The sequence below is a fragment of the Acidovorax sp. PRC11 genome, from assembly GCF_031844105.1.
In the GTDB taxonomy this organism is placed as follows: domain Bacteria; phylum Pseudomonadota; class Gammaproteobacteria; order Burkholderiales; family Burkholderiaceae_C; genus Paracidovorax.
In genome coordinates this window covers 45,577-71,270 of the sequence record NZ_JAUZUQ010000008.1, presented here as the reverse complement: position 1 = coordinate 71,270, position 25,694 = coordinate 45,577, and the positions used below count along the sequence as shown (strand labels likewise).

Annotated in this window: 20 protein-coding genes and 1 pseudogene; 14 read left to right on the top strand and 7 right to left on the bottom strand. The window is 63.0% G+C overall.

Features of this window, described 5'->3' with window-relative positions; all coding sequences use genetic code 11:
- Positions 1-46: 46 nt before the first annotated feature.
- Positions 47-1,582, top strand: coding sequence for a CHAD domain-containing protein (locus Q9R47_RS11190; RefSeq protein WP_311233272.1), 1,536 nt, complete (start codon positions 47-49; stop codon positions 1,580-1,582).
- Positions 1,583-1,677: 95 nt separating this feature from the next.
- Here the strand turns inward: Q9R47_RS11190 and Q9R47_RS11185 are convergent, their stop codons facing one another.
- Complete coding sequence (locus tag Q9R47_RS11185; protein WP_311233271.1) at positions 1,678-2,664, bottom strand: YihY/virulence factor BrkB family protein; 987 nt, start codon at positions 2,662-2,664, stop codon at positions 1,678-1,680.
- Between the two features lie 224 nt (positions 2,665-2,888).
- On the opposite strand from Q9R47_RS11185, the gene Q9R47_RS11180 reads away from it, so the two are divergent.
- Positions 2,889-4,715, top strand: a complete 1,827-nt coding sequence (locus Q9R47_RS11180) for a tail fiber domain-containing protein (RefSeq protein ID WP_311233270.1) — start codon at positions 2,889-2,891, stop codon at positions 4,713-4,715.
- Between the two features lie 43 nt (positions 4,716-4,758).
- Here the strand turns inward: Q9R47_RS11180 and Q9R47_RS11175 are convergent, their stop codons facing one another.
- Positions 4,759-5,181: an OsmC family protein gene (locus Q9R47_RS11175; RefSeq protein WP_311233269.1), complete on the bottom strand. Its 423-nt coding sequence runs from the start codon at positions 5,179-5,181 to the stop codon at positions 4,759-4,761.
- 116 nt (positions 5,182-5,297) lie between these two features.
- On the opposite strand from Q9R47_RS11175, the gene Q9R47_RS11170 reads away from it, so the two are divergent.
- Together Q9R47_RS11170 and Q9R47_RS11165 are read left to right on the top strand one after the other, a co-directional pair.
- Entirely contained in the window at positions 5,298-6,266 is a 969-nt protein-coding gene (locus Q9R47_RS11170; RefSeq protein WP_311233268.1) for an AraC family transcriptional regulator, read from the top strand.
- Between the two features lie 47 nt (positions 6,267-6,313).
- A complete protein-coding gene (locus tag Q9R47_RS11165; protein WP_311233267.1) occupies positions 6,314-7,189 on the top strand; it encodes an alpha/beta fold hydrolase in 876 nt (291 codons plus the stop codon).
- A 243-nt stretch (positions 7,190-7,432) separates the two neighbouring features.
- Here the strand turns inward: Q9R47_RS11165 and Q9R47_RS11160 are convergent, their stop codons facing one another.
- Positions 7,433-7,861 (bottom strand): DUF2721 domain-containing protein, encoded by a 429-nt coding sequence (locus Q9R47_RS11160; RefSeq protein ID WP_311233266.1) that lies wholly within the window; start codon positions 7,859-7,861, stop codon positions 7,433-7,435.
- Between the two features lie 129 nt (positions 7,862-7,990).
- Between Q9R47_RS11160 and Q9R47_RS11155 the strand changes: the two genes are divergently transcribed.
- Positions 7,991-9,151 (top strand): AAA family ATPase, encoded by a 1,161-nt coding sequence (locus Q9R47_RS11155; RefSeq protein WP_311233265.1) that lies wholly within the window; start codon positions 7,991-7,993, stop codon positions 9,149-9,151.
- Between the two features lie 22 nt (positions 9,152-9,173).
- Here Q9R47_RS11155 and Q9R47_RS11150 read toward each other — a convergent pair whose 3' ends face one another.
- Complete coding sequence (locus Q9R47_RS11150) at positions 9,174-11,651, bottom strand: DUF2309 domain-containing protein (protein WP_311233264.1); 2,478 nt, start codon at positions 11,649-11,651, stop codon at positions 9,174-9,176.
- Positions 11,652-11,668: 17 nt separating this feature from the next.
- A complete protein-coding gene (locus Q9R47_RS11145) occupies positions 11,669-13,183 on the bottom strand; it encodes an NADH-quinone oxidoreductase subunit L (RefSeq protein WP_311233263.1) in 1,515 nt (504 codons plus the stop codon).
- A 76-nt stretch (positions 13,184-13,259) separates the two neighbouring features.
- On the opposite strand from Q9R47_RS11145, the gene Q9R47_RS11140 reads away from it, so the two are divergent.
- From Q9R47_RS11140 to Q9R47_RS11105, 9 genes and pseudogenes are all read left to right on the top strand, one after another.
- The gene (locus Q9R47_RS11140) at positions 13,260-14,138 is read left to right on the top strand and encodes a LysR family transcriptional regulator (RefSeq protein ID WP_311233262.1); all 879 of its coding nucleotides are present in this window, start codon (positions 13,260-13,262) and stop codon (positions 14,136-14,138) included.
- A 210-nt stretch (positions 14,139-14,348) separates the two neighbouring features.
- Complete coding sequence (locus tag Q9R47_RS11135; protein WP_311233261.1) at positions 14,349-14,795, top strand: ester cyclase; 447 nt, start codon at positions 14,349-14,351, stop codon at positions 14,793-14,795.
- A 288-nt stretch (positions 14,796-15,083) separates the two neighbouring features.
- Complete coding sequence (locus Q9R47_RS11130) at positions 15,084-15,674, top strand: TnsA endonuclease N-terminal domain-containing protein (RefSeq protein WP_311233427.1); 591 nt, start codon at positions 15,084-15,086, stop codon at positions 15,672-15,674.
- Positions 15,671-17,875, top strand: a complete 2,205-nt coding sequence (locus tag Q9R47_RS11125; protein ID WP_311233260.1) for a hypothetical protein — start codon at positions 15,671-15,673, stop codon at positions 17,873-17,875. The genes Q9R47_RS11130 and Q9R47_RS11125 overlap by 4 nt, the downstream gene beginning before the upstream one ends.
- Complete coding sequence (locus Q9R47_RS11120; protein ID WP_311233259.1) at positions 17,872-19,287, top strand: ATP-binding protein; 1,416 nt, start codon at positions 17,872-17,874, stop codon at positions 19,285-19,287. Before Q9R47_RS11125 ends, Q9R47_RS11120 begins: the two co-directional genes overlap by 4 nt.
- Positions 19,288-19,302: 15 nt before the next feature.
- Positions 19,303-21,168, top strand: a complete 1,866-nt coding sequence (locus Q9R47_RS11115) for a TnsD family Tn7-like transposition protein (protein ID WP_311233258.1) — start codon at positions 19,303-19,305, stop codon at positions 21,166-21,168.
- Between the two features lie 36 nt (positions 21,169-21,204).
- A pseudogene (locus Q9R47_RS24310) lies at positions 21,205-21,663 on the top strand (TniQ family protein); the annotation flags it as partial.
- Positions 21,664-21,747: 84 nt separating this feature from the next.
- A complete protein-coding gene (locus Q9R47_RS11110; protein WP_311233257.1) occupies positions 21,748-23,037 on the top strand; it encodes a hypothetical protein in 1,290 nt (429 codons plus the stop codon).
- Positions 23,038-24,158: 1,121 nt separating this feature from the next.
- Complete coding sequence (locus Q9R47_RS11105) at positions 24,159-24,743, top strand: hypothetical protein (protein ID WP_311233256.1); 585 nt, start codon at positions 24,159-24,161, stop codon at positions 24,741-24,743.
- Positions 24,744-24,812: 69 nt separating this feature from the next.
- On the opposite strand, the gene Q9R47_RS11100 is transcribed toward Q9R47_RS11105, so the two are convergent.
- Together Q9R47_RS11100 and Q9R47_RS11095 are read right to left on the bottom strand one after the other, a co-directional pair.
- A complete protein-coding gene (locus tag Q9R47_RS11100) occupies positions 24,813-25,271 on the bottom strand; it encodes a Mov34/MPN/PAD-1 family protein (RefSeq protein ID WP_311233255.1) in 459 nt (152 codons plus the stop codon).
- On the bottom strand, positions 25,243-25,686 hold the full coding sequence (locus Q9R47_RS11095) for a hypothetical protein (protein ID WP_311233254.1): 444 nt from the start codon (positions 25,684-25,686) through the stop codon (positions 25,243-25,245). The genes Q9R47_RS11100 and Q9R47_RS11095 overlap by 29 nt, the downstream gene beginning before the upstream one ends.
- Positions 25,687-25,694: the final 8 nt, after the last annotated feature.

Genomic DNA, 25,694 nt, shown 5'->3' with positions numbered 1-25,694 from the left:
CGGCACCCTGCCCCCCTCCATTACCGACCCATTCCAAGGAGCCGCCATGGAAACCGAATTCAAGTTCCTGATCCCCCCGCACCGCCTCGCCGGCGTGGAGGCCGCCATGCAGCAGGGCCACTTCACCGCGCGCCGCATGCAGGCGCATTATTTCGACACGCCCGATGGCGATCTGGCCCGCCACGGCATCGCCTGGCGCGTGCGCAACGAAGGCGGCACCTGGGTGCAGACCGTCAAGACGCTGGGCGACGGCCCGCTCGCGCGCGAAGAGCACAACGCGGACCTGCCGCGCCCCGCCGATCCGGCCGAAGTGCCCCGCCCCGATGCGTCGCTGCATGCCGGCTCGGCCGCCGGGCGGCAGCTGGAGAAGGTGCTGGCCGCCGCGAAGGCCGGCGTGGTCGAGACCTACGGCACGGAGTTCGAACGCGTGACGCGCGAACTGCCGCTGGAGGGCGGCGGCATGGTGGAAATCGCGCTCGACACCGGCCGCGTCGTGGCGCACCGCGGAACGCCCGAGGAGGCCTCCCTGCCCCTCAGCGAGCTGGAGCTGGAACTCAAGGAAGGCTCCGTCAAGGCCCTCGTGCAGGTGGCGTCCGCCTGGGCGCGCAGCCACGGCCTGCGCGTCAGCACCGTCTCCAAGGCCGAACGCGGCGAGCGTCTGCGCGCCGGCCACGCCGCCGGACCGGCCACCAAGGCCGTGCCGATGCGCGCGAAGAAGCACCGCCTGCCGAGCGGCGAAGCGCTGCAGCGGGCGGTGGTGGGCAACTGCCTGGAGCAGATCCTTCCCAATGCCAGCGTGATCGCGCAGGGCCACGGCGACGATGGGCACGTGCACCAGTTGCGCGTGGGCATCCGCCGGCTGCGCACCGCCCTGCGCGAACTCGACGCCTTCGCGCCCGGCCGCTTCGATCCAGACTGGCAGGCGCCGCTGCGCACCGCGTTCCGGCGCCTGGGCGAGCTGCGCGACGGCGAGCACGTGCTGGAATCGTTCGACCAAGCCCTGCGCGCTTCCGACGGCCCGTCCATCGCAGCGCACGAGCCGCCGTCCACCTCGGCGCAGGAGGTCGTGGGCGACGGCGCATTCCAGGCCGCGCTGATCGCGCTGATGGGCTTCGCCGCCGCGGGTGCTTCCGCGCCCGCGAAGCCATTGCCCACGGGCACGCACCCGCCGGCGCTGGATGCCCGTGGCACGCGGCGCACGGTCCGCAAGGCCCTGCGCCGGCTGCACCGCAAGATCGGCAAGGAAGCGAAAGGCTTTGCCGCCCTGCCGGCGGAAACGCGGCACGGCGTGCGCAAGCGCATCAAGCGCCTGCGCTATCTCACGGAGTTCTTCGCGCCGGCACTCCAGGGCCGTGGCCGCAAATTCCTGCGCCGGCTGGAGCCCGCCCAGGATGCGCTGGGACGCCTCAACGACGAGCAGGTGGCTGAAGGGCTGTACCGGAAGATGGCGCGCCGCGACCCACAGGCCTGGTTCGCCGTGGGCTGGCTGGCGGCCCGGCGGGAACGCACCCTGGCGGAATGCCAGCAGGCGCTGCACCGCATCGGGCAGGGGCCGGAGGTGCGCAGGCACGGGTTTCGCTGAGCGGCTGGTGGCCGGCCCAGGCCCTGGGCTGGCGTTCGTGCCGGGTCTGAATGGAATGGCACTGGGCCGGCTTGTGGCGCCGCCCTCGGCGGCCCTCAGGACGCCACGGAGCCTGCGGCGCGCCCGGAGCCTGCGGCGCGGGGCCCATCGGGAACGGCGCCCGGCCCACCACTGCGGGACGCGGAGGCCGAAGACGCATTGCCCGCCGGAGGGCCGTCCACCCGGTCCCGCATCGATCCAAAAGTGCGCGCATATACCCAGGTGAATTCCGCCCCCATCAGGAAGATCTGCGCCGAGTAGTACACCCACACGAAGATCACCGCCAGCGACCCCGCGGCACCGAAGCCGGAGGCCAGGGCGGTCTTGCCGATGTAGAGCCCGATCAGCATCCGGCCCACGGTGAACAGCACCGCGGTGATGGCCGCTCCGAGCCACACGTCGTGCCAGCGCACGTGCACCCGCGGCATGATCTTGTAGATCATCGCGAACACGACGGTGGTGAGCGCGAATCCCACCACCGCGTTGATCCCCTGCGCCAGCAGCTCCCAGCCGCCGAATGCGGGCGCCCACCACTTGCCCAGCGCCGACACCGCCGCGCTCATGACCAGCGAGACCATGAGCAGGAAGGCGATGCCGAGGATCATCCCGAACGACAGGAACCGCGAGCGCAGCAGCCCCCAGAGACCCGTCGAGCCTTCACGCACCGGCGCCCGCCAGATGCGGTCGAGCGCGTCCTGCAGCTCACCGAACACGGTGGTGGCGCCCACCACCAGCATCACCAGACCGATCACGGCGGACGTGATGCCGGTCGACGGCTTGGCCGCCGCGTTGAGCAGCTCTTCCACCGCGGCGGCGGCGTCCGCGCCCATCAGCCCGCTCAACTGCGCGAACACCTCGCCGCGCGCAGCCTCCTCGCCGAACACCAGGCCCGCGACGGAAATGACGATCGCCAGCAGCGGCGCGAGCGAGAACACGCTGTAGTACGACAGCGCCGCGCCCATGCTGGGCGCGTAGTCGTCGACCCAGGACGACACCGCCTGCTTGGCGAGGGCCCACGAACTCTTGAGATTTTTTTCCGGCATGGGCAAGAAATTAGCCCCCGCACGTGCGCGTCACTGTAGGACTAAGGAACGACGCACAGTCGAGCTGCCGGGGCAGGGCCGATCACGCGACAGTGGCTTTCGGAAACCGGCAAAGAAGTTGCAAGTTTTTGCAACCGCGCTCCTATCCTATGGCGATCCTGGCGAATCCCTTCGTTCACGGCGCTCCCTCCGGTGGCAGCCCTGCCGCCTCCCATGCATCCCTCATGACTCCCCATCCCTGCTTCTGGGCCATTGCGGCCCTGGTCGGCGCGCCCGCCCTCGCTGCCGACATCACGCTCACCCCGCCCCCTGGAGGCAGCGTGGTCCTGAATTCCAACCCCGACACGCCGGCCTTGCGCGCCGGTCCCGGGGGCGTGCAACTGCCGGGGCTACCCAACACGTCGGCGACGTTCCAGCAGGTCGTCTGCCGCGATGCGACCGGCGTAGTGGGCAACTGCGATCCCGCAGCGATCACCGGCCCCCGGGGCACCACCGGTGCCACCGGTGCCACCGGAGCCATGGGCCCCCGGGGAGAAACCGGCGCCACGGGACCGGCCGGGGTGACCGGTGCAGCGGGCGCCACCGGGACCACCGGCGCGACCGGACCTGCAGGGGCCGTGGGTTCGGCCGGGGCCACGGGCCCCGCCGGCCCGCAAGGCGTGCAGGGAACGACCGGCCCTGCAGGCATCCAGGGCCCGATCGGACTCACCTGGCAGGGCGCATGGTCGGCCTCTGCTTCCTACGTCGCGCGCGACGCGGTGCAATACCTCGGTTCCTCGTACGTCGCCATCTCTTCCGTGGTGGCGGCGGGCAGCACGCCGGGCCAGACGGCCGACTGGTCGCTGCTGGCCGCCAGGGGCGCGGACACCTCCGGCACGGTGGTCGGGCTCTCCCCCGCCGCCATCCAGGCCAGCGCCACGCTGCCGCTGGTGAACATCGCGTCGGCGAACGCGATCGGCACCGGCACCGCCGCGCTGGTCAACGTCGCCACCGGTGGCGGCGACCAGGCCCTGATGCGGCTGTCCGACGACGGTGCCTTCACCGTCGGCGGCACGTCCGGCAACGGCACCACGCCCGCCAGCGGGGCCGGCGTGCGGATGATGTGGGTGCCCTCCAAGTCCGCGTTCCGCGCGGGCCGCGTGGACAGCTTCGGCGCAGCCTACTGGGACGACGCGAACATCGGCGATGCCTCCGCCGCGTTCGGGTCGAACACGCGGGCAGTGGGGCCCAACAGCTTCGCGGCCGGTCAGAGCACCTCTGCGCATGGCGACAGCTCCGTCGCGCTGGGCAACAGCGGCACCGCCCAATCCGACCGCACCCTCGCCTTCAACGGCACGGCATCGGGCGTGGGTGCGGTCGCCATCGGCAGCGGCGCGCAAGCCACCTACGACGACGCACTGGCCCTGGGGCCGAGTTCCATTGCCAGCGGCCTTGCCTCGATCACGATCGGGCCCTCGCGTGCGACCGGCAACTTCGGCGTGGCGATCGGCCTGCAGAACAAGGCCACGGGGCAGTTCAGCGTGGCCATCGGCAAGAATGCCACTGCAAGCCACCAGGGCGCCATCGTGCTCGGCGATGGGTGCGCGAGTTTTTCCAGCGACGACGTCCGGACCACCGCCAACAACCAGTTCGTCGCCCGTGGCTGCGGCGGCATCTATTTCTATACCAGCCAGAACCTGTCCTCAGGGGTCACCGTGGCCGCCGGCGGGGGCGCATGGAACAGCATCAGCGACCGGAACAAGAAAGAGAACTTCGCGGACGTGGACCCGGTCGCCGTGCTGGAGAAGATCGCGGCCATGCCGATCCAGACCTGGAACTACAAGACCCAGGCCCCGGCCATCCGCCACCTCGGGCCCACCGCGCAGGATTTCCGCGCGGCCTTCGGCCTGGGCGAGAACGACACCACCATCAACACGGTGGACGCCGACGGCGCGGCCCTCGTCGCGATCCAGGGCCTGCACACGCTGCTCAAGGAGCAGCGCGACGCGATCGCGGAGCAGCGCCTGATGATCGAGCAGCTGCGCGCGGAGATCGAGCGCCTGAAGCGGTAAGGGCTGCGCGCGCGCCGGGCACCCCGGCGGGCGGCAGCGGAATTCAGACCAGCGTCAGGCGCACGTCGACGGTGTTGCGCGTCACCCGCGAATAGGGGCAGACGATGTGGGCCTTGTCGATCAACTCGCGCGCCAGGCCCGGGGGCATCCCGGGCACGTTGACGCGCAGATCCACCTGGATGGCGAAGCCGGTGGGAATGGCCGCGAGGGCCGCGGTCTCGGTGACCACGATGGTGGCGGGCAACCTCACCCGGTCCTGCGCCGCCACGAACTGCAGTGCGCTGAGGAAACACGCCGAATAGCCGGTCAGCGCCGGCTGCGCGGCGGAGAGGCCGGGCCGTCCGCCGTCTCCGTACCGGTCCCACGGCATGGGCCCCTTCAGGACATCCTGCAGCGAGGCATCGCACACCGGACTGTGTCCGGCGGTGGCCGTGAGAGCGCGGTACAGAACGGGTTCCGAGGTCATGAATGTCTCCTGGCAGAGGGGAATGGGGGGAAGAGGCCGAACGCGAACTACACTGTAGAGTGAAAGACTGAATCGAAGAACACATAAAATACCTAAAACTTGACAGCGAGTACCAAATGATCGAATCCTGCACCGATCGCTTGCAAGCCCTGCTGACCCATTTCCCCGTGCGCACGCACATGTTCCACGCAGGCTCCCTGTGCGGCGTCACGGACCTCCTCGCCCCGGGCGAAGGCGGCCACATGCACCTGGTCCGCTCCGGCCCGGTCGGCGTGGTGCGGCCGGGGCATCCGCCGCTCACGGTGAACGTCCCCAGCCTGCTGCTCTATCCCCGGCCGGTACCGCGGCAGTTCGTGTGCGGCACGGAGCTGGGGGCGCACCTGGTGTGCGCACGGCTGGATTTCGAGGGCGGTGCCGCGAATCCCGTCGCCCGCGCCCTGCCGGACGAGATCTGCGTGCCGCTCGCGTCCATCGATGGCGCGGCCGGCGTGCTCTCGCTGCTGTTCACGGAAGCGTTCGGCGACAACTGCGGCCGCCATGCGCTGATCGACCGGCTGTTCGGCGTGGTGCTGATCCAGGTGCTGCGGCACCTCATGGAAACGCAGGGGATCGAGGGCGGCATGCTGGCCGGCCTGTCCCATCCCAAGCTGCGCCGGGCGCTCGTGGCCCTGCACGAACGGCCCGAGCAGGAGTGGTCGCTCGACGCCCTCGCCGCCGCCGCCGGCATGTCGCGCACGGCATTCGCCAACACCTTCCGCGACACCCTGGGCTGCACGCCGGGCGGCTACCTCCAGGTCTGGCGCATCCGGCTCGCGCAGCAGGCCCTGCTGCAGGGACGGCAGCTCAAGGCCATCGCCGTGGACGTGGGCTACGGCAGCGAGGCGGCACTGTCGCGGGCCTTCAAGGCGCAATGCGGACTCTCGCCCCGCGAGTGGCGGCAGCAGGAAAGCGCACGGCGCGATGGCGCGGGAGGCAGGGAAGGCGGATGGCCGCCGCCCCCGCACTGCCAGCGCGGCGCGGATTCCGGCATCGGCCCGGATACGGACATGGACACGGATTCGGACGCGGACGCGGACAGCGACTGAGGGAACCGCGCTGGCGGACCCTGCCGCCGCGGTGTGAGAATGGAACGATGAGCACATCGACCTCCTCCTTCCTCTCCGATGCGGACGGCACGCCCGTCACAGCGTACGCCTGGACCGACGTCACGGGCACGCCCACGGGCGTGGTGCAGATCGCCCACGGACTCGCCGAGCACGGCGAGCGCTACGACCGGTTCGCGAAGGCGCTGAACGCCGCCGGGTTCCTGGTCCATGCCGTCGACCACCGCGGGCACGGGCGCACCGCCGCCGGGCGCATGGGTGATTTCGGCCCGGCCGGGTTCGGCGGATTGATCGCCGACGTGGCCCAGTTCGGCGCTGCGCTGCGGTCCCGGCATGCCGACCTGCCGCTGTTCCTGTTCGCCCACTCGATGGGCTCCTTCGCGGCCCAGGCCGCCCTGCTCGACCACTCGGCCACGTGGTCGGGCGTGGTGCTGTCGGGCTCCACCGCGCTGGATCTGTTCGCGGCCGGCATGGCCCGGGCTCCGGCGGGCGCGCCCTCCGGCCTCGCGGCGCTCAATGCGGGTTTCGAGCACCGCACGGGCTACGAATGGCTGTCGCGCGATGCCGCCGAGGTCGATGCCTACATCGCCGACCCGTGGTGCGGATGGGACGTGCCCGCCGACGTGTTCCCCGCCCTCCTTTCGCCCGCCCCGCGCGTGGCCGACCCGGCGCAGCTCGCGCGCATCCGCAGCGACCTGCCCCTGCTGATCGCCTCCGGCGACGCCGACCCGCTCGCCGCCGGCGGCGAGCGGCTGCAGCTGCTGGGGCAGCGCTACCGCGACGCGGGCCTGCGGGATGTGACGGTGAGGCTGTACCCCGCCGGCCGGCACGAGATCGTGAACGAAACCAACCGGGACGAAGTGACGGCCGACATCGTGGCGTGGATGCGGGCGCACGCGGGGTGACCCCGGGCGGGCGCGGCAGCCCATGGTATGCCGCGCCTGCGTTCGGCCCGCCTCGCCGGCTCAGAAAACGCCGTAACGGTACGCGAAGTACAGCGCGGCCAGCACGCCTACGAAAGCAAGAAAAGTCATCAGCCGGGACATGGAGGCTCCTGGGGTAGTAGTACCCGCATCATCGCCGCTGGCGCGGGCCGCTCGGAGAAATGGTGCGAACGCTTCTCGGCCCCGCACCGGCGCCATCTGCCGTCACGTCGGATTGATGCTGTGCTGCGCCAGGTAGATCTCCACCAGCATGAGCGTGTAGGTGCCCACGAGCCCCAGCATCGCGAGCACGAAGAGGCCCGCCACCGGCCGGTCGAAGGCGATGCCCAGCTCGTTGCCCACGAAAAGCGACACGATCAGAAAGCACACCAGGATCGCGCAGCCGGCGGCGACGGTGATCGCGGCATTGACAACCTTCGCGCGGCGGTTGAGGGCCTGCAGCTCCTGCTGCAGCGCCGGGCTGGCTTCGCCCGACGCATGTTCCAGATCGTCCCGGCGCTTGATGGTGCGGTCGTTGATGCGGGCCAGCCGGTTGGTGAGCACCGTGAGCGTGCCGCCGATGGCGGCCAGCATGAACGCGGGCCCCACCGCGAGCTGGATGACGTGCGAGGTGTCGGCGTGGATGGTGAGCATGTGGAAAGGAATTGTCCACCGGCCCGGCGACGCGGTGCGTCATCCATCGGCTGAACGGCGGGCATCGACTATCGAGTTTTATCCAAAAAAAGATAAAATATCTTTCTACGGATAAAAAAGGGTAATCGCATGATCGCCTACCACCGCGCGGCATTGGCGCAGCACATGGTGCAGGCCCTGGGGGGGCGCCTGCTGCTGGGCGATGCACACAATGGCCTGTTCCTCGCTGCGCCCCGCCGCACCGGCAAAAGCACGTTCCTGCAGGGCGACCTCGCACCGGCCCTGCAACAGGCGGGCGTTGAAGTGGTGTATGTGGACCTGTGGGCCGACATCCGGCGCGATCCGGGCACCCTGATTGCCGAGGCCATCGCACAGGCCTTGCAGTCCCATCTCGGGCTCGTGGCCCGCACCGCGAAGAAGGCCGGCGTCAAGAGCGTGAAGGTGGCCGGCGCGCTGGACATCGACACCAGCCGGATCGGCCAGATCGACGGTCTGACCCTGGTGGACGCGTTGCGCAGCCTGCAGCAGGCAGCGGGCAGGCCCGTGGCGCTGATCATCGACGAGGCGCAGCATGCCCTGACCAGCGAGGCGGGAGAAGCGGCGATGACGGCCCTGAAATCCGCGCGGGACCAGATCAACCAGCCCGGTCGGGTGAACCTGATGCTGGTGATGTCGGGCTCCGACCGCGACAAGCTGCTGCGTCTGGTGGTGAGCGCGGGGGCTCCGTTCTACGGTTCGCAGATCCAGGCACTGCCGCCGCTGGATACCGACTTCATCGCCCACGTGGCCGGGCGGGTGGAAGCCCAGCGGCCGGACCTGGTCCCCGTGGACCGGGCTGCACTGCAAGCGGCATTCGCCGCCTTCGGTCACCGGCCACAGTTCTTCATGGCGGCGATGGGCGCCGTGCTCAGCCCTCTGTCGGACCACAGCGGCCGTTTCGAGCCGGCGCTGCAACAGGCCGCCGAGGACCAGCAGGCGCAGGACGAAGCGCAGATGGAGTCCGACTACCTGGGCCTCAAGCCGATCGAACAGGCGGTGCTGTGGCGCATGCTGGCGCAGGGGCCGCGCTTCCGCCCCTACGATGCCGAAGCCCTGCGCTTCTACCGCGAGAAGCTGGACCGCCCGGTGAGCGTTCAGCAGGCGCAGAAGGCGCTGGAATCGCTGCGGCAGCGCACACCGGCCCTGGTATGGAAATCGGCACGCGGCGAGTACGCGGTCGAGGATGCGGCCATGCCCCGATGGTTCGAAGCGCGCCTGGCCGCCGGCACGTGGCCCCCTGCCCCGCGGTAGGCGGTCTGCCGCTGCTCCCCGTTCACACCGTGGATGGACCCGCTTCCACAGCGCACCACCGCCCCCCATCGCGCCGCTCCAGCCCCGCTTCCCCGAACCGCCACAGGTGCAGCCACCCGTGGCCGAGCAGTTGCTGCAGCACCGCGTGTTTTGCGATGACCGCATCGATCGCCGCCGCGGGCGCGTCGATGGCCACGGTGAGCCGCAGCGGCTCGTGCATCCAGCGCTGGCCGTCGTGCAGCGACTGGCGCGACAGGCCGATGCGCAGGTCGCCGCCATTGCCCTCGAACACGCCGATGTGCCCGCCCACCACGTTGTGCAGCAGCTTGTTGCCGCTGCCCAGGCGCTCGGGATCGCAGGTGGAGGCGTGGTATTGCCAGTTGATCCAGTGCGTCACGAGCATGGGTGCCGTCATCAGCAGCTCCAGCAGGCTGCCGTCGGCATCCTGGCCGGGGTCGTAGTCGTGCAGGAAGGCGCGGCCGCCCAGCTCCGCGCCCCGGGTGCGGGCGCGCGGCGCGATGACGAAGGCGGCATTGCCGGCCAGGCCCCATTCGGGCCGGGTCTGGGCGCCGTCGCTGGCGCGGCGGCGCAGCGCGGACAGCAGGTCCCCGGCCGCGGCCTGCGCGTCCAGGCCGAGCGAGGGGGCGCGTTCGCGGCGCACGCGGTCGCCCGCGGCGGTGAACACCGGCTGCCAGCGCTCCCACCGCGCCCGCGCCTCGGGCGTCAGCAGATCGAGGTCGAAGCCCTCGATCTCGTCGGTGGTCGTGTTGTGCAGCGCGGCGACGAACCGCGTGGCCTCGGGCAGCGCGATGCCGAGCGCCGGCAGCGCGGCACGCACCCCGGCATCGTTCAGCAGCAGCGCCAGGGCGCGCGCATTGACCTCGCCGGTCTGGCCGCAGCAGGCGCCGCAGTCCAGCGCGGCGGCCTGGGCGTTGTTGGCCGACTGGCTGCCATGGCCCACCAGCATCACCAGCGGCGCGGCGCCGCGGGCCAGGCCCAGGCCCTTGAGCACGCGCGCGGCGAGCGCGGCGCGCTCCTGCAGCGACAGGCCGCTCAGCATGGGCCGGCAGACGGGGCGGTAGCGTGCCGGCAGGCCGTCGTGGTCGCCGCTGTCGCGGGCCTGTTCGCGCGGCCACAGCCAGCCGCCCAGCTTGCCGAGGTAGCCCGCGCCCAGCGCCTCGACGAAGGAGAAGGCCGCGCCGGGCCAGCGCGTGGCGGACTCCCACTGCGCGGCCCAGCCCAGGCGGCGGTGGCGCGCGGCGATGGCGGCTGCGGTGTCGGGCAGCTGGTCGGTCACTTCCACCGCCGGCTGCAGCAGGCCCGGCAGCTGCGGCCGGCGCGCCGTGGTGCCCAGCGGCGTGTACGCCGCCGGCACCCCGAAGAAGCCGGCGAAGCCCAGCGTCTGCAGCGTCGGCGACACGGCCTCCAGCGCGCGGCGCAGCGGTTCGCTGCGCACGTCGATGCAGAACACGGCCTGCGCCTCGGGTTCGGCGGGCCGGACGCCCGGGGACTGGGCCAGTTCCCGGGCCAGCGTGCGCTGGTAGCCCAGCTCCAGCGCGAGCTGCCAGACCTCGTCGACGACCAGCGCCTGCTCGGCCTGCCGCAGCCGCTCGGGCGCGCGGCGCCACTCGGCCTGCAGCGCGGCGAAGGCCTGGCGCGCGGCGGCGTCCTCCTTGCACTCCAGCAGCACCGCGCCCCAGGCCAGGCGGATGGCCAGCAAATCGCGCAGGTGCTCGCGCTCCGGCGCGCCCTCGGGCGCCTGCCAGGCGAGGTACGCGCACCACGAGGCCCAGCCGTTGACGGTGAGCAGCACCGCCTCCAGGTAGTCGGCCCAGGCGCCATCAGGGAGCTGCAGATGGCGCATCGCCCAGGCCTGCGCGTCCTCGCGCGTCGCCGGCAGGGCCTGCACGCCGCGGTGCAGGCCGGGCAGGCCCATCAGCGTGCCGATGCCGTGGTCGTGCGTCAGCGTCTCGCGCCAGAAGGCGTAGAGGCCCGGGCCGCGCTCGGGCTGCCAGTCGGCCTGCGCCCGGTCGAAGAACGCCGCGCAGGTCTGGCTGACCTGGTGGGTGACGGCCTGGCGCCAGGTCAGGCGCATGTCCCGGGCCGGGTCGTTGTCCAGCACGTCGATCAGCAGCGGCAGGGGCCGCAGCCCGTCAGGGCGGCCCAGCGCGGCGACGCAATCCTCCGCGCCCAGGCCTGCCGCATCCGGCAGCCGCTGCAACGCCAGGGCCAGATCCTGCGGGGCGATGTGGCCGCCGTGCCAGGCCTCCGCCTGGCGCTCGCGCGGCGGGAACACCTGGATGCCGCCCAGCAGCGCCATGCGCGCAGCGACGCGGCGCAGCGGCTGGCCCGTGCGCTGCCAGTGCGGATTGACGGCGATGGCGCGGTCCAGCGGCCAGGCGGGGGCGATCGCGCTGCAGGCCTGCGCGCAGGCGGCCTGGATGCGGGCGTGCGGCTCGGCCCGGGCCAGGGCGTCGCGTTCGAGGGTATCGGTGTGCATGGCGTCGTCCTTTGCGGTCAGATCGTGGTGGCGGAGCGGGGTGTGGGCGGTGTCGGCCGTGCGGGCGTCCATCGGCGCGGCCACAGGCGCAGGCTCCAGCGGGTGTAGAACTCGTCGAGGTAGAAACCGGCGTAGCTCCAGCGCCGCGCGCTGCGCAGCGCCTCGGGCCGCCACTGGAGCGCGACGAGCACGGTGTAGAGCACGGCCATGCCGGCCAGGGCCAGCAGCCCCAGCACGCCATGCGGCGCGTCGTGCAGGCCGAGCGGCAGCGCATGGGCGGCGCGGGCCACCGCCGTCAGCAGCGCCGTGGCGGCCAGGCCGGTGAGCAGCGGCGGCAGCGCCGGCACCCACAGCAACGGCGCCCAGGCCAGGGCCATCACCCCCGTCCACCAGAGCGGCCAGCCACTGCCCACGGCCACCACGACCGCGCCGGCCAGGAACGGCGCGGCCAGCAGGCTGGCAGGGGCGGGCTGCTGCGGTGGCCGCAGCGCGTGCGCCCGGGTGTGCCGCACCGCGTCGGACGCGGCCAGGAAGGCATGCGCCTTGTAGATGGAGTGGCCCAGCAGGTGCAGCGCCGCGAGGGTGTAGAGGCCCAGCCCGCATTCCAGCAGCATGAAGCCCATCTGCGCCACGGTGCTCCAGGCCAGCCGCACCTTGATGCTGATGCGGGTGAGCATCACCAGGCCGGCGCCCAGCGCCGTCGCCAGGCCCAGCACCACCAGCAGGGTACGCGCCGGCGTGGCGTGCTCCAGCAGCGGCGCGCAGCGGATCAGCACCACGCCGCCCAGGTTGACGACGCCGGCATGCAGCAGCGCCGACACCGGCGTGGGCGCCTCCATGACCTGGATCAGCCAGCCGTGCACCGGCATCAGCGCGGTGCGCAGCACCACGGCGCCCACCAGCAGCACCGCGGCCACCTGCAGCGGCACCGACAGGCCCTCGGCCCGCACGTGCACGGCGAGATCGCTCAGCGAGCCGCTGCCCACGGCCTGCCAGCAGAGCACTGCGGCAGCGACCAGCAGCCCATCGGCCGCCCGGTCCGCCACGCGCTTCTTGTGCGCGGCCAGCAGCGCGAACGGACGGTCGGCGTAGAAGCACAGCAGCCGCTCCAGCGCCAGGCCGATGCCGGCCCAGGCGGCGATCAGCACGGCCCAGTGGTCGGCCAGCAGCAACAGCTGCACGCCGCCCAGCACCGCGGCCAGCGCGGCGGCGTAGCGGGCCTGGCGCGGTTCACCCTCCAGGTAGCGGGCGGAGAACACCCCCACCACCCCGCCCAGCGCCTGCACGAGTATTGCGACGGCGGTACCGGGCACCGTGGGGCGGATCCAGGGAGCGAGCGGTGTCGGAGCGCCCACCACCACGGCCACCAAGCCGGCCAACGCAGCCAACAGGCCCAGCGCGGACGCCGCACGCAGTGCCTTCCAGGCGGGGCGGACCGCGCCGCGGTGGAGCGACAGGCCGGCCGCGGTGCAGAGCATCAGCGCCGCGGGCAGCAGCGCGGCCAGGGAGAGAACGGAGTCGAGGGCTTTCATGGGTCGCCATGGTCGCGCTCGGCGCTTGTTCTGTAAAATTCATTAAACGAAACGAATTGATCTTTTAAAAAGAACGATGCGCCTGGAACAGCTCAATTTCCACCACCTCTTCTATTTCTGGCGGGTGGCCAAACTGGGCCACCTGACGCGGGCGGCCGAGGAAGTGCATGCCTCGCAGTCGGCCCTGTCGGCGCAGATCCGCCAGCTCGAAGAGCGGCTGGGCGAGCCGCTGTTCACGCGCGAGAACCGGCGGCTGGTGCTCACCGAAGCGGGCCGGGTGGTGCTGTCGTATGCCGAGGACATCTTCGGCCTGGGGCAGGAAATGCTGGGCCGGCTGCAGGGCCGCAGCCAGGGGCTGACGCGGCTGCGCGTGGGCGCGGTCGCCACCATGTCGCGCAACTACCAGGAGAACCTGCTGCGCCCGCTATTGGTCGATCCGGACGTGGTGCTGACCCTCGAATCCGGCCTGCTGGACGATCTGCTGCAGCGGCTGATGGAGCACCAATTGGACGTCGTGCTGGCCAACCAGAGCGTGCCGGCCGAACCCGGACGGCCGCTGCACTGCCGCTTCCTGGCCAGCCAGGCGATTTCGATCGTGGGCCCGGCCCACCGCTGGCCCGCTGGCGGACTGCGCGTACCGCAGGACCTGCACGGCATGGACATCGCCCTGCCCGGCCCCCGCCATGCCGTGCGCGGCCCCTTCGACGCGCTCTGCGCCTCGGCCGGCGTGGCCCCCCGCCTGCGCGCCGAAGTGGACGACATGGCCCTGCTGCGCCTGATCGCCCGCGACAGCGGCTGGCTCGCGCTGCTGTCCGAGGTGGTGGTGCAGGACGAGCTGAAGAGCGGCCTGCTGGTCATTGCCGGCCAGTCGAGCGAGCTGACCGAGAGCTTCTACGCCATCACGGTGCCGCGGCGGCACCGGGTGGAGGTGCTGGAGAAGTTGCTGGGGGTATGACGGGCCTTCGGGGCGGGCCGTCACGGCAGCCATACGGTGCATCCAAGAGTCCCCGCGCGTCGGCGGACACTTTTTGTTAATGCGCTCACAAAACGGCGGGCTGGAAAAACGCAGGCATCCCCCCAACGTCGTTCACACAAGCCGTATCCGGTCCGGGACTTCCCAGGAACTCCAGAGACGGACATTCATTCATCCTTCCACGACACGAAGATGGCCACCAACGAAGACATCATCAGGCACCTCTATACCCTGGCGGAAGGCGCCGGCCGGGATGCGGACCAGTTCGCCGACCTGTTCCACGCCGATGGCTTCTTCCAGGACGAAGCCTCAGGCATGCGACTGACCGGCCGGGACGTGGGCCAACTGATCCATGCCATTGCGGCAGCCTTTCCCGACATGCACCGCGAGCTGCTGCGGGTCTACACGGCAGGCGACGCGGTGATCGTCGAACTCAGGCTGCAAGGCACGCACCAAGGGGATTTCATGACCAGTGAAGGCGTCCTGCCCGCAACGGGCCGCACCTTCGACGTCCCCTGCTGCGACGTCTTCCGGCTTCGGGACGGCAAGGTGGAGGCATTCCACTGCTACAACCAGCTGTCCGTCTGGTTGAAGCAATTGGGCGCCCTCGACCACCTCGGCGCGGCCGTGAAGCGATGACCCCCTTACTCGACTAATGTTTTGGACTTTTTAAACAATTTTTATGGACTTTTTTGGTGATTCCCTCACAATGGACGCGTGCATTGGAAAGCAGACCCCCTCCTCTACCCCAGCCATCTAAGAGCACGCGTCAAGAGGGGACGAGGCCTGCTCCAGGGCGCCGAGTACCTGCCTTGGCTTTACATACGCGACGTTCCTTCGCGCGGCACTTCGTTGGGTGGGCATGGCATCGTTACGGGTCGCCCGCATCAAGGTCTTTCCGATCTGGAGGCCACCTATCTGTACCTTATGGAACGTCGTGAGAGTGTGATAGACATTCGAGAGCAATGGCCTATCTTGGATTTGGATAGAACTCTCGAGCTCTGTACGGAACTTGAGGTTCGACACATATACAAGAGAGGGTTGCCGGAGCCCTTCACGATCGACTTTCTGATCACGGAACTGACGGCGGACGGAAAGAGCTACCGTGCAGCGAGCGTTAAGACTTCTGAAGATGCGGCCGATCCCTCAAAGAGATTGCGTTTAGAGGTGGAGCACAGATGGTGTCAAGAACGAGGCATACCTTGGACTTTGGTAGATACGTCGCGCTTCAATAAGACGCTGCTCGAAATCCTCCGCTTCATGCGTGGGTGGTTTCGCCATCGTTTCAATCCGGAAACACAGCTTGATCCACGCTTCTTACTTGCTTTCGAGAGCGTCTACAAAAGCAACGAGTTGCTCAGCGAGTTAGTGGCAAGGCTCACCAAGACTCTTCGACTCCCCAATTCGCAGGTGCTGGACATGTTTCGGTACTGCGCTTGGTCAGGTCAAATAGATATCTCGCTTGGTCATCCGTTGGCGCTCAATCGACCACTGTTTTTGAATCAGAAGAAGCGATGACTGATTTTCGTGCGCTACCCAATCAGCCAACCCTTCACGCAGGCTTGGCACTGCATGACTCCGAACGACCAGGTCGGTATCTTCGCCTAACTCATATTTTTGAGGATGGGGCATATGCGATGTGGGTGGGCACACCCGAAGAAGCCAGGTATGCCAAACGACCGATTTTCTATTCTTGGAATCAACTTAGCGCGCTCACCTCACCTACATCGAAATGGGGTCGCATAGTACTTCCACAACAGCTCTCCGTGCCAGCCGAAAGCGGTAGTTCTCAGGCAGTAAAAATTCAATCAGCATGGGACCAGATCGCGCCTGTAATACAGGCATTTGAAAATAGGACAAACCTATCGAGACATCACTTTACCGCCTTAATTCGAGAGAGAGCTTTAAGCATAGACGTTGCGGAAAAGACGCTGCACCGTCTCATCCTTCGTTACTACTACTTCGGCAGCACAAAAATAGCACTGGTTGCACTGCCTCGCGGCCCCAAGCGCACCAAGAGGGGTCGTGAAGAGTCAGGTGAAAAAGACCATGCAAATGGCGAAATTCCGGATAAGACCAATAATCGCCGCGGCCGGAAAAATATTCTGAGCGATGAACTAAGTCCTAACAATTTTGTTGTCACTCCGGATGATGTCGACGACATGCTCAGATGCTATAAGCAATTGCTCAGAAAGGGGCCAACAAATAAGACCATTGCGCACGAAACCTACTTAAGCACTTTTTTCCAGAAGAGCCACCCTGATACTTATCGCCAGTACATAAACAAACAGATATCAGAGCCAGTAACCTATCGCCAGTTTTGCTACTACATAAATGGCGAGTTGCAGCTTACGGAAGACTTGGCACGAAATGAGCGCAGGCTTCGTCGTGACCCGGCCAACACCAACTCGCTAGTTTCGGCAGGTCCAGGTGAAATATATGAGATCGACTCCACCGGAGGGCGACTCTACCTAGTCTCCAGCGAAAAAAATCCTGTAGTGGTAGGCAAACCAACCATTTACTTCCTAATTGACCGGTGGAGTAGATTTATCGTCTCAGCGTACATCTCTTTGCGCGCGCCTTCGTACGAGGAAGTTCGCAACACGCTCTTAATTGCATTTACCTCTCGCGAAAAACGCTTCTCGAGATTGGGCATAGAAGTTTCTGACAATCAATGGCCTATAGGCTGTATTCCAGCCGTTATCTGTCCTGATCGTGGATCCGACTTCATGAGTGGATCTATGTTGCAAAGCGTGGTCGATGATCTGCGCATCGACCTGACGCCACTCCCCCCTCTATGCCCAGACGGCAAAGCAATAGTAGAGAGGCTAATCCGCACTATCAAGCAGCGCATGGCTGCATCGGGGATGAAAGGTGTTTACGCAGACCGTCCCTTAGATCCTCAATCAAGAAGGGCTGCACGTAAGGCTGAAGCTGCTGCAGTGCACACACTTGCGGATGCGTACCGAGCGTTGATCGAAATTGTGAAGGACTACAACAACCGTCCCCATCGAGCTCTCAAGCGTCGAAAAATCCTTACACAACACGGCATCGAACCTACGCCGAAAAATGCGTACGTTTGGGGACTCGAAAACATAACGGGACTTCGGTCTGCACCGTACACGGAAGAAGACTATTACCGACTGTTACTCAGTTCAGATAAAGCGAGTATTTCAGGAGGTGTTCTTCGCTACAAGACTCGTGCATATCATCCCTCTAACGAGGCCGCAATCGACTACATCAGGCGATCGCCCAGAAACAGGCCTTCTCTGGACATCCGACTCGACAAGACGCAGCCAGCGGTAATCATGATAGCGAGCAGACACGGCGAATGGCCGTGTTTCGTGATGGGCGCTGGTGACGCAAGGGACAGCGAAGGAATTTCAATTGAAGAGGAAGAGGCTTTCGCGACTGTCAGTGCACGCCTTTGGGCCCGCTCCGACCATGAAAGTCGACGCGTACGGGTTGCCGCAAAGGCGGCCAAGCCTGTCAACAACCGGCAGAAGAGCGCCCCCGCCGAACGTTTGCCCAATGCTGATATGCAACGAGCTAGGTATCAAGAAACCGCAAAACTCAAAAACCAGTTGCATGCCCAAACACGGACAGAGTTCGAGGAGCACACGGTCACTGCGTCCGTTGGGAAAAGCTGGAGCGAAGTAGAGCGTGAGGAGAAGGCTCGATTGGTAGAACTAGTGAAGCTAAACAGGAGCAAGCGATGAAGGATGTTGAGATATTCCCTGCGGTGTATCACGATACAGGAGTTTCTCGCTTTGCAGGCAATCCGTTCATTGAGGCAATGCCGCCTCTGGAGCAAAGCAAAAGTGACTTTTTGACTAACCTCGCGCACTACCCAGCGAAGCCATCGGCAACGCTACGCAGGAGTAGTGAGGTCGTTAGACTGATGGAGCTGTCCACCATCAACGACATCGTCTACCCTTTCCCAGAATATCAAAAGGCTGGCTTCACCCTGGCCAAGATGGCCCGCGACACTTATGTAGCGCGCCACCCTTTGACTGCGATGGACCGGCAGAGGAGGCACGCAATTGCCACCACCGGAACCAATGGTCTACCAATGCCTGCTGACTGGAAACCTTCGGCTAAAGGCTACTTTATGATGTCTGTTAGCGGGCAAGGCAAGACTACTTTCGCAGCTGCAGCTTTACTGAGATACAAGCAGGTTATTTGCCACTCTAATTATCACGGAGCTGATCTGAAATGCCATCAGGTCGTATACGTTCTTCTAAGAGTGCCTCACGACGCAACACTCAAGTCGTTATGCCTTCAATTCTTCAACGAGATCGACCGACTGCTAGGAACCGACTATTCGAGGAAGGCGGCAGCGCTACGCAATATTGCACCCATGGTCGACTTGATGAACAAGGTCGCAACAGCTGTCTCCTTGGGCTTTATTGTCGTTGATGAAGTTCAGAATTTGCGCAGCGCGCGCGCCCAAAATGCGGAGCTTGTTCTAAACCTGTTCAGTGAAATCATTGAGCGGCTCGGCATTAGCTTATTGGCGCTTGCAACACCAGCGGTCCAAGCTGTCGTAGAAGGGGCAGTACGAAACACCCGCAAACTTGCTTCCTTCGGGAGCTTGGTACTTGAGCCGATGGCAAGGAATAGCCCTCAGTGGGAAGAATTCTGCGATACGTATTGGGACTATACGTTTGTCAAGACCAAGACAAAGCTGACGAAAGAAATCCTTGATGCTTGGTACACGGCCTCAGCTGGAAATACGGCTTTCGCGGCGCTCGCGTTCACACTATCTCAGCACAATGAGATTGGCGGGCGCGAAATTATCGACGCTACTGCGTTTCAGCGAACCGCGGCGACTGACATGGCATTTCTTGGCCCGGCAATTGCAGCCTTGCTCAGCAAGAAGCCTGCAAAGCTTCGAATGTTTGACGATCTGCTGTTCAGTCCTAGGTACAAAGCTATGCGCGCCCTGCTTGGGGCAGAGGAGCCTGCTCGACCCAAAGGGGTAAAAAACGAAGAGTTTGACGATGTACACGAAGAGAGCATGCCCCCCAGTCCCCCTGCGACAAAGAACAAAAAAAAGGCCACGCCCCGGCCGGTTGAGCCGGTTGACCTCCCCTTAGAAGATCCGCTGGCCCGCGAGACTGCTGATTGACTGGAGTTAGCAAACGTGTACCGCGCTCGTCTCGCTTCAACCACTATCTGCTACACGCCTGAGCTGCTCCACGACGAACTGCTGTATTCATGGCTGTGCAGGTTAGCAATCTTGAATGCGTGGGGAACGGGCCGAGACGCAGTGAGGAAAATTTTTGGCGGCAGGACGGTTACACCCAGCCTTACCCTTCCCAGTCACTTCGATGCCATGAACGAGCGATGCGCGAGGGCGCTGCCACACGACTCTTTCGCCGATCTTATGGAAGTTAGTACGCTGCTACCGTATCACAGGCCGTTCTTGGATCACGAGCGCTATGCACAACTAATGGAGGACTCGCGCTCAGGTAACTCCCTTGACTTGAAACTGCGGCTTGGTCTCGTTGCAAACCGGTTCGGAATCAACACGCCACACCGCTTTTGCCCCGCATGTGTAGCCGAAGATATTGAGATGAACGGCTGCCACTACTGGCATCGGCAGCACCATCTACCCGGAGTGATCTGCTGCGTCCGCCATTCTCTGCAGTTGCAACAACAAAGTATCCCGAAGGAAGGCCTATTTGGCCAACCCTTAATGTATCCAGGCCTTCCTAGCGGCGAGGAATGCACCACCCCTGAATGTGGTTTTCAATTCCGATTTGCGCAACTATCGGCGGATCTCCTGCTGGCAGCCCTACCGCCGATAAACAATGCCGATCGCTCCAACGTATATCGAAACCGCCTGTCGGCAAAAGGCTTTCAGTCGAGCCGTCGGAGCCTCGACTACCGATTAGTTGCAACTGAGGTGAGGCACTACTTTGCCGACTTCGCTAACTTTCAGCATCAATCCCGACTGCTGCAGACCGCCAGAAGTCCTTTGCGCTGGATTGAAGATCTGGTTGAGCGTCCTGACCGCTCATTGCATCCGATATGCCACCTGCTAATGATTGATTTTTTATTTGGCTCCATAGCAGAGTTCAGCTTGGCAGTTGACGCAGAGCGGTCTTCACGCGAAGCGACACGAGGAAGTGCGCACACGATTCCTCGTGGTGAGACAAAGACATCCCTACAAGTACCAGGCCTTGAAATAGAACATCTCCTACGCAACCCGTCATTGTCGTGCCGTCAGATAGCTCAACAAACGGGCAAGAGTGTCGGCACCATCGTCAAGTATCGTAGACAGCGAAAAATCGAAGTGAAAGAGCGTCGTAAATTCGTCGGCGCCCAAACTCGAACTTCGATAGGGCACGACTTGCTGTCAGGTTTGGAATTGCAATCTATTGCCCTTCGTAATGGGGTTTCCGTGCAAACTATATATCGGGAATTAGCGTACGAGAAGGACACCAAACTGCACCGCCAACGTTCACTTTTCATGGCACAACTTACGTCTCGGCGTGACCGGTGGATGGGAGTGTTAAAAACGCCTGGCGTTGAGGGAATCTCTAAAGCAAGATCTCTGGGCTTTTCTGACTATGCTTGGCTCTATCGACATGATCGTAGTTGGCTACTTACTTCCAATGCGCAATATCGCAAATCGGTGAGCAAGCGTGGTACGGTGAATTGGCCGGCCCGAGATCAGGAACTCTGCTCGAAAGTTCTCACTAGGATGATCTTGCTATTAAGGGCTGAACCACCCATGCGAATCTCAGTAGCTCGGCTTTGCTCAGGGCTGGGGCAATCTTCTCAATGGCGCCGCGACAAACTACCCCACTTTAAGGCGCTCTTGTCACGTTTTTCGGAGACACCTGAGTCGTTCAGAATTCGGCGGGTTAACTTCGCAATCGATTCTTTAGTGCAACGAGAGTCCGACATTAAATTATGGAAAATTCAGCGTGCTGCAGGCCTTCGTATATGGCCTGCGGACCTTATCGCGTACGCTCAACGACGAATCAATGAGCTTCCCTAAAGGTCTTGGGCACCAACTAACTCTCTAAGCCCCTTCATGGTATTCCTGCCATACGTTCCCACCCCTTACCCAGACGAAGTTCTGTGCTCGGCTCTCACAAGATTTGTAGTTCACAATGGTGAGAGTGTTTTTCGAAAAATATCCAATTCTGTAGCCCACCTCAGTCCCAATCTTTCAATTTATCAGGCAAGCCCGCCTCATCCTGCAGTCGTAGCATTCATCACTGATCAAATGGGGCTACCAGGAAATGAAGTCACCGATAGGTTAACTACAAGTCAATTCTTTCGAGTATTCAACACGGCTCACAAGAGACCGCTGGACCTAGAGACAGCGGGGTATGGAACACGAAGTGGGAGACTTAGGTCCCTTGGATTCATTCCTTGCAATCACCAACCCGCTGTGCGTTTCTGTCCTTCCTGCCTTGATGAGGACTTCAAAAAATACGGTGAGCCCTATCTTCATCGAATTCATCAGATGCAGCCCGCATTGACGTGCACAATTCATGAAGAATGGTTAAGAATTTCATGCCCTAAGTGCAAAATGCTTGTTGTGCCAATTAATAGAATGATACTTCGACCTATGCCCATCGTCTGCGAATGCGGCGCGGATCTACGGTCATTGCCGGTCAGAAAATCGCCAGCAAGCAGCGCCTTCAAGCGATTGAGTCAATTTTGTGCGGATTCAATTTTTTCTAAAAATTCACTGTGGTCGCACGCTCAAGTCAAGTCCGCCGCCAGCGAAGCTCTTGGACTATCGCCGCATGACTTCTCCACAGGATATATCAAATCTCTTATCAAAGTTTACGGCAAGCCAATCAGCATTTCTCCTCACAAATTCGTTATCGCACCACCAAGCAGCGACTGCCATCTCAGACTCAATCTGGAGTTGGGAAGGTTTAAAGCTGAGGACTTTGCATCCCTCTTCACTGCCGCTGGACTAACCTTCGACGAATCCGCCCTATTAATTTCAAAAAATAGAACTGTCGGCATTCACATCAAGCAAAGGAGTCCGAAGTACGTCTACGGTTTGAAGCACGCCGAAGAAGTCCTCCTGAAATTTTCAAAAGCATACCCAGGCGAGGTGGCTACGAAATTCCAGAGAGCTCACCCTCGACTCTACTGGCTCCTGAGGATCCATCATCCAGATTCGATTAAAAGATGGTGTCCAAAGTTGAAAACACTGCCGCCCATTGATAGCGATAGAGAGAAGTTAGGCCGACTACTAAAGAAAAATGGAGATTTTAAAAAAATATTCGCTAGTGCATCGCGCGCCCTCTTTAGAGCACTTGTAAGGGACCAGGACTGGCTGATAAGCACTGCAAAATTAAGCCCATCAGATTTTACAGATCACCCACTCAAACCAATCACCAAACTCACATCGACAAAAACCCCTGCCTCCAAAAAATTGAGCACTCTCACCAATAGAAAAAAAGAACATAAAAATCCAAAAATAAATGATATTGAAAGAGACCTCGCATTCGCATTAATGAAGGCAATTCGCATAGAACGACGCCCTCATAAAATCACCAGATCGAGACTTTCTCAACTATCATCAAGAGGAGTTTCTTCAATTACCAGAGCAACCCCACCCGGCAGTAGGCTGCACACAATGATAAGCAAAATCAATGCCGACAAAGATCGTAGATTGGCTCTGTGGGCAGCACAAGCGTTAGCTCTTGCAGAGGTGAATATGACGCCTGCAACAGTTCTGCTAGCGGCAGGGCTCAACACGACGTCCCGTAACAGGGAACACGCGCGCTCTGCAATCGATTTGCTTTCAAGTGGATTAAGTCGTCAAGCAATTCGTGAATCTTCTAACACAGACCCAGAGCAGATAGCCCGATTACACCGCCTCACCCGAGCCGATTAAAAACGTCTCAATTAATACAAGCAACATCTTCTAGTCAAATATCTCGAATAATCATTCAACTAAAATCCTTCAAGTGCTGCGGAGGCGGCTTGCCGCCGATGCTGATACCGTACCCCCTACGAACCCGACCTCCTCAGCGCCTAGAACTTCGAGGGGGCCAGACGGCATTTACAGCACCATCAAACACATAAATTACGATGACAAGGCGCCATTCACTCGTCGCCTGAACCTAAAATGTGAGACATCAATTAAGTGATGCAGCAAAAGTGACTAAATTGACTACTACCCACAGGACCAACCGTTTTAAAAGCAATTGTCTTAGTGGCCATACAGGAGGCATGTGACGGCAGAGGTATATTGCTACGGAAGCCAGATGCACTTGACCACAAAGTACACTGCAAGGTAACCACGCGTTCCGTGTCTACTTGACCAGACCAGACCTGACCTGACCTGACCTGACCTGACCTGACCTGACCTGACCTGACCTGACCTGACCTGACCTGACCAGGGTATGGTGCCGGTTAAAGTTGCTGGGTATAAAAATGGTTCCTGTGCTCCGGCCAACATCAGATCTACCACGAGATGTGGCGTAAGCCTACTGCGTTCGCTACGAGCATGCGGGAGATACTGGCGGACAATACGTTACGCAACTCGTGCCCACCCAATCACATGATTTCTAAGCCCCCAGAGTCCATGGAGCCTAAAACTAAGCTCAAGGCGCTCCTCCATAGGATTCATACCCAGGTTGACACAACGTTCTCTGGACTGGGGGTCATTGTGTGGGATGGCGTGTCTACGATACCAATTCTCCCTATGCGAAGTGAACAGCCAAGGGGCATCCATGAAAAAACCACATTTGAAGTCTTGATGAATATCTCGCGGGAGGGGAGCCCTTTTCACGATGGATTTCACGTCGTTGACACAGCTCTTGCGCTCATCCAGGTGTCAGTCTATTTTTCACCCGCGATTTCCGCGCAAGTGGAGACTCCAGCGAACGGACTGAGGTTCGGTGGGCGCTACCTTGCAGCTGCCTTCGGGTCTTGCCTTGAGGGCGTGATTTGCACGGGAGTTGTGTCGAAGCAATATGGCCCGATAGTTTTTGAGCACGGAAAGGTGGCGTGATGTTTAGCCTTCTTCCGATGACAAAAGTGATTTCGATGCTAGCTGGACTGTATGCGCTGCTGGCTTTTCTTGTGGCGCTTGGAATGGAACGGCTAGGTATTGAGGTCAGCTTCCTTCGCGTGTTTAGCGGTGCGGTAGTGATCGATCTCGGACTACTGTTCTTCGTCTACGTTGGTTGGCGCTGGATATGGGAAAAAGTGCCCCGTCTCAATCAATGGCTCTATCCCGATCTCAACGGAACCTGGGCTGCATCCATTGACTGGGTAAAGGATGGAAAAACTGGTCGTGCACTGGGTACCGTGTCGATCAAACAGAATTTTTTCACGCTTTCTATTGAGATGGATGCCCCACGATCTGAGTCGCGCACCATAGCGCTTTCAGTCAAGAAAGATCCGGAATCCGCGCGGCCCTTGCTCCACTACATCTACGAGGTGAGGGAAAAGTATCAATCGCCCGGGCAGAACATGGTGTACCAGGGAGCCGCGTCCTTGGTCGTCGATGTCGCCACCTATGATCGCCTCAGCGGCAACTATTTCACCAGTCGTGAATCCGGCGGTCATTTCGAGTTCCGACGCACGCTGTAAAAACGATCACCAATATGGATCCGTTTGCAGGGGGGCAATCTTTGATTGGTCAGCGATTTGAATTGAGGCCTACATGTCGGAGACGCATGTCAATTCTGCCCCCATACCAACTCCGCACCAGTTAGACACTCGGCCGACGATCAAGAAGACCATCGGTTTAGAAACCCCCTGCGCAATGTCCTGCCAGTGCTTGAGGTCGACGCCTGATGGCAAGGGGACGTCTTCAGGGTGCGTGTGCCATTCGCCGACGTAGTCTATTGTCTCGCCGCTTTCTTTCCAACGACGCCGCGCCACCCGCTGGTGATGTGTGGCATGACGGAAGAATCCGAAACGCCGCTGAACATCTGCCACCGTCGGGAAGGTAGCTTCTGTCACGTGGGTGTGGGGGCCGCGGCGGTAGCCCATCAGAATGCCGCCAGCCTCGGGTGCGGACGCCGTCAGCTGCCTGAGGCCCAATAGCCGCTCCAATAATTGCGGCTCAATGAGCAGCATCGCGCCATTACGGCCGAATGGCAGTGGCTTGAGCATCACGAGGCCCGCAAGCGGGGCAGGCAGCCAATCGAGAGACGTCCTGATTTTTGACGCCGTAGACGTTCGCATTGGCCATCGCGCTGGTTCGGAATCGCGGGCTTGCCCGTCCGTATTGAAGCCAGTCGACTACAACTTCCAAGCACAGCGCCGCCGCAGCCATCGGTGCGCTGACCGCGTACGGCGTGAAGCCATTGCAGCCCAGCTGTTTGCGCGTGGGCAGCTCTTTCAGGACCGGGAAGCGCTCCTGCCGATAGTGCTTGTGCTCAGCCTGCAACAGGCATCGGAAGCATCCGAGGCGGCGCCCCTCCGCCCAGAAAGTCTGGACGCATTCCCCGTTCCCCCGGATCCGTACGTGGAGCACCGGTACTTCAGTGCCTTTGTCCAGGCGCATGGCGTTGATCATCTCGCTCACAATCTCCT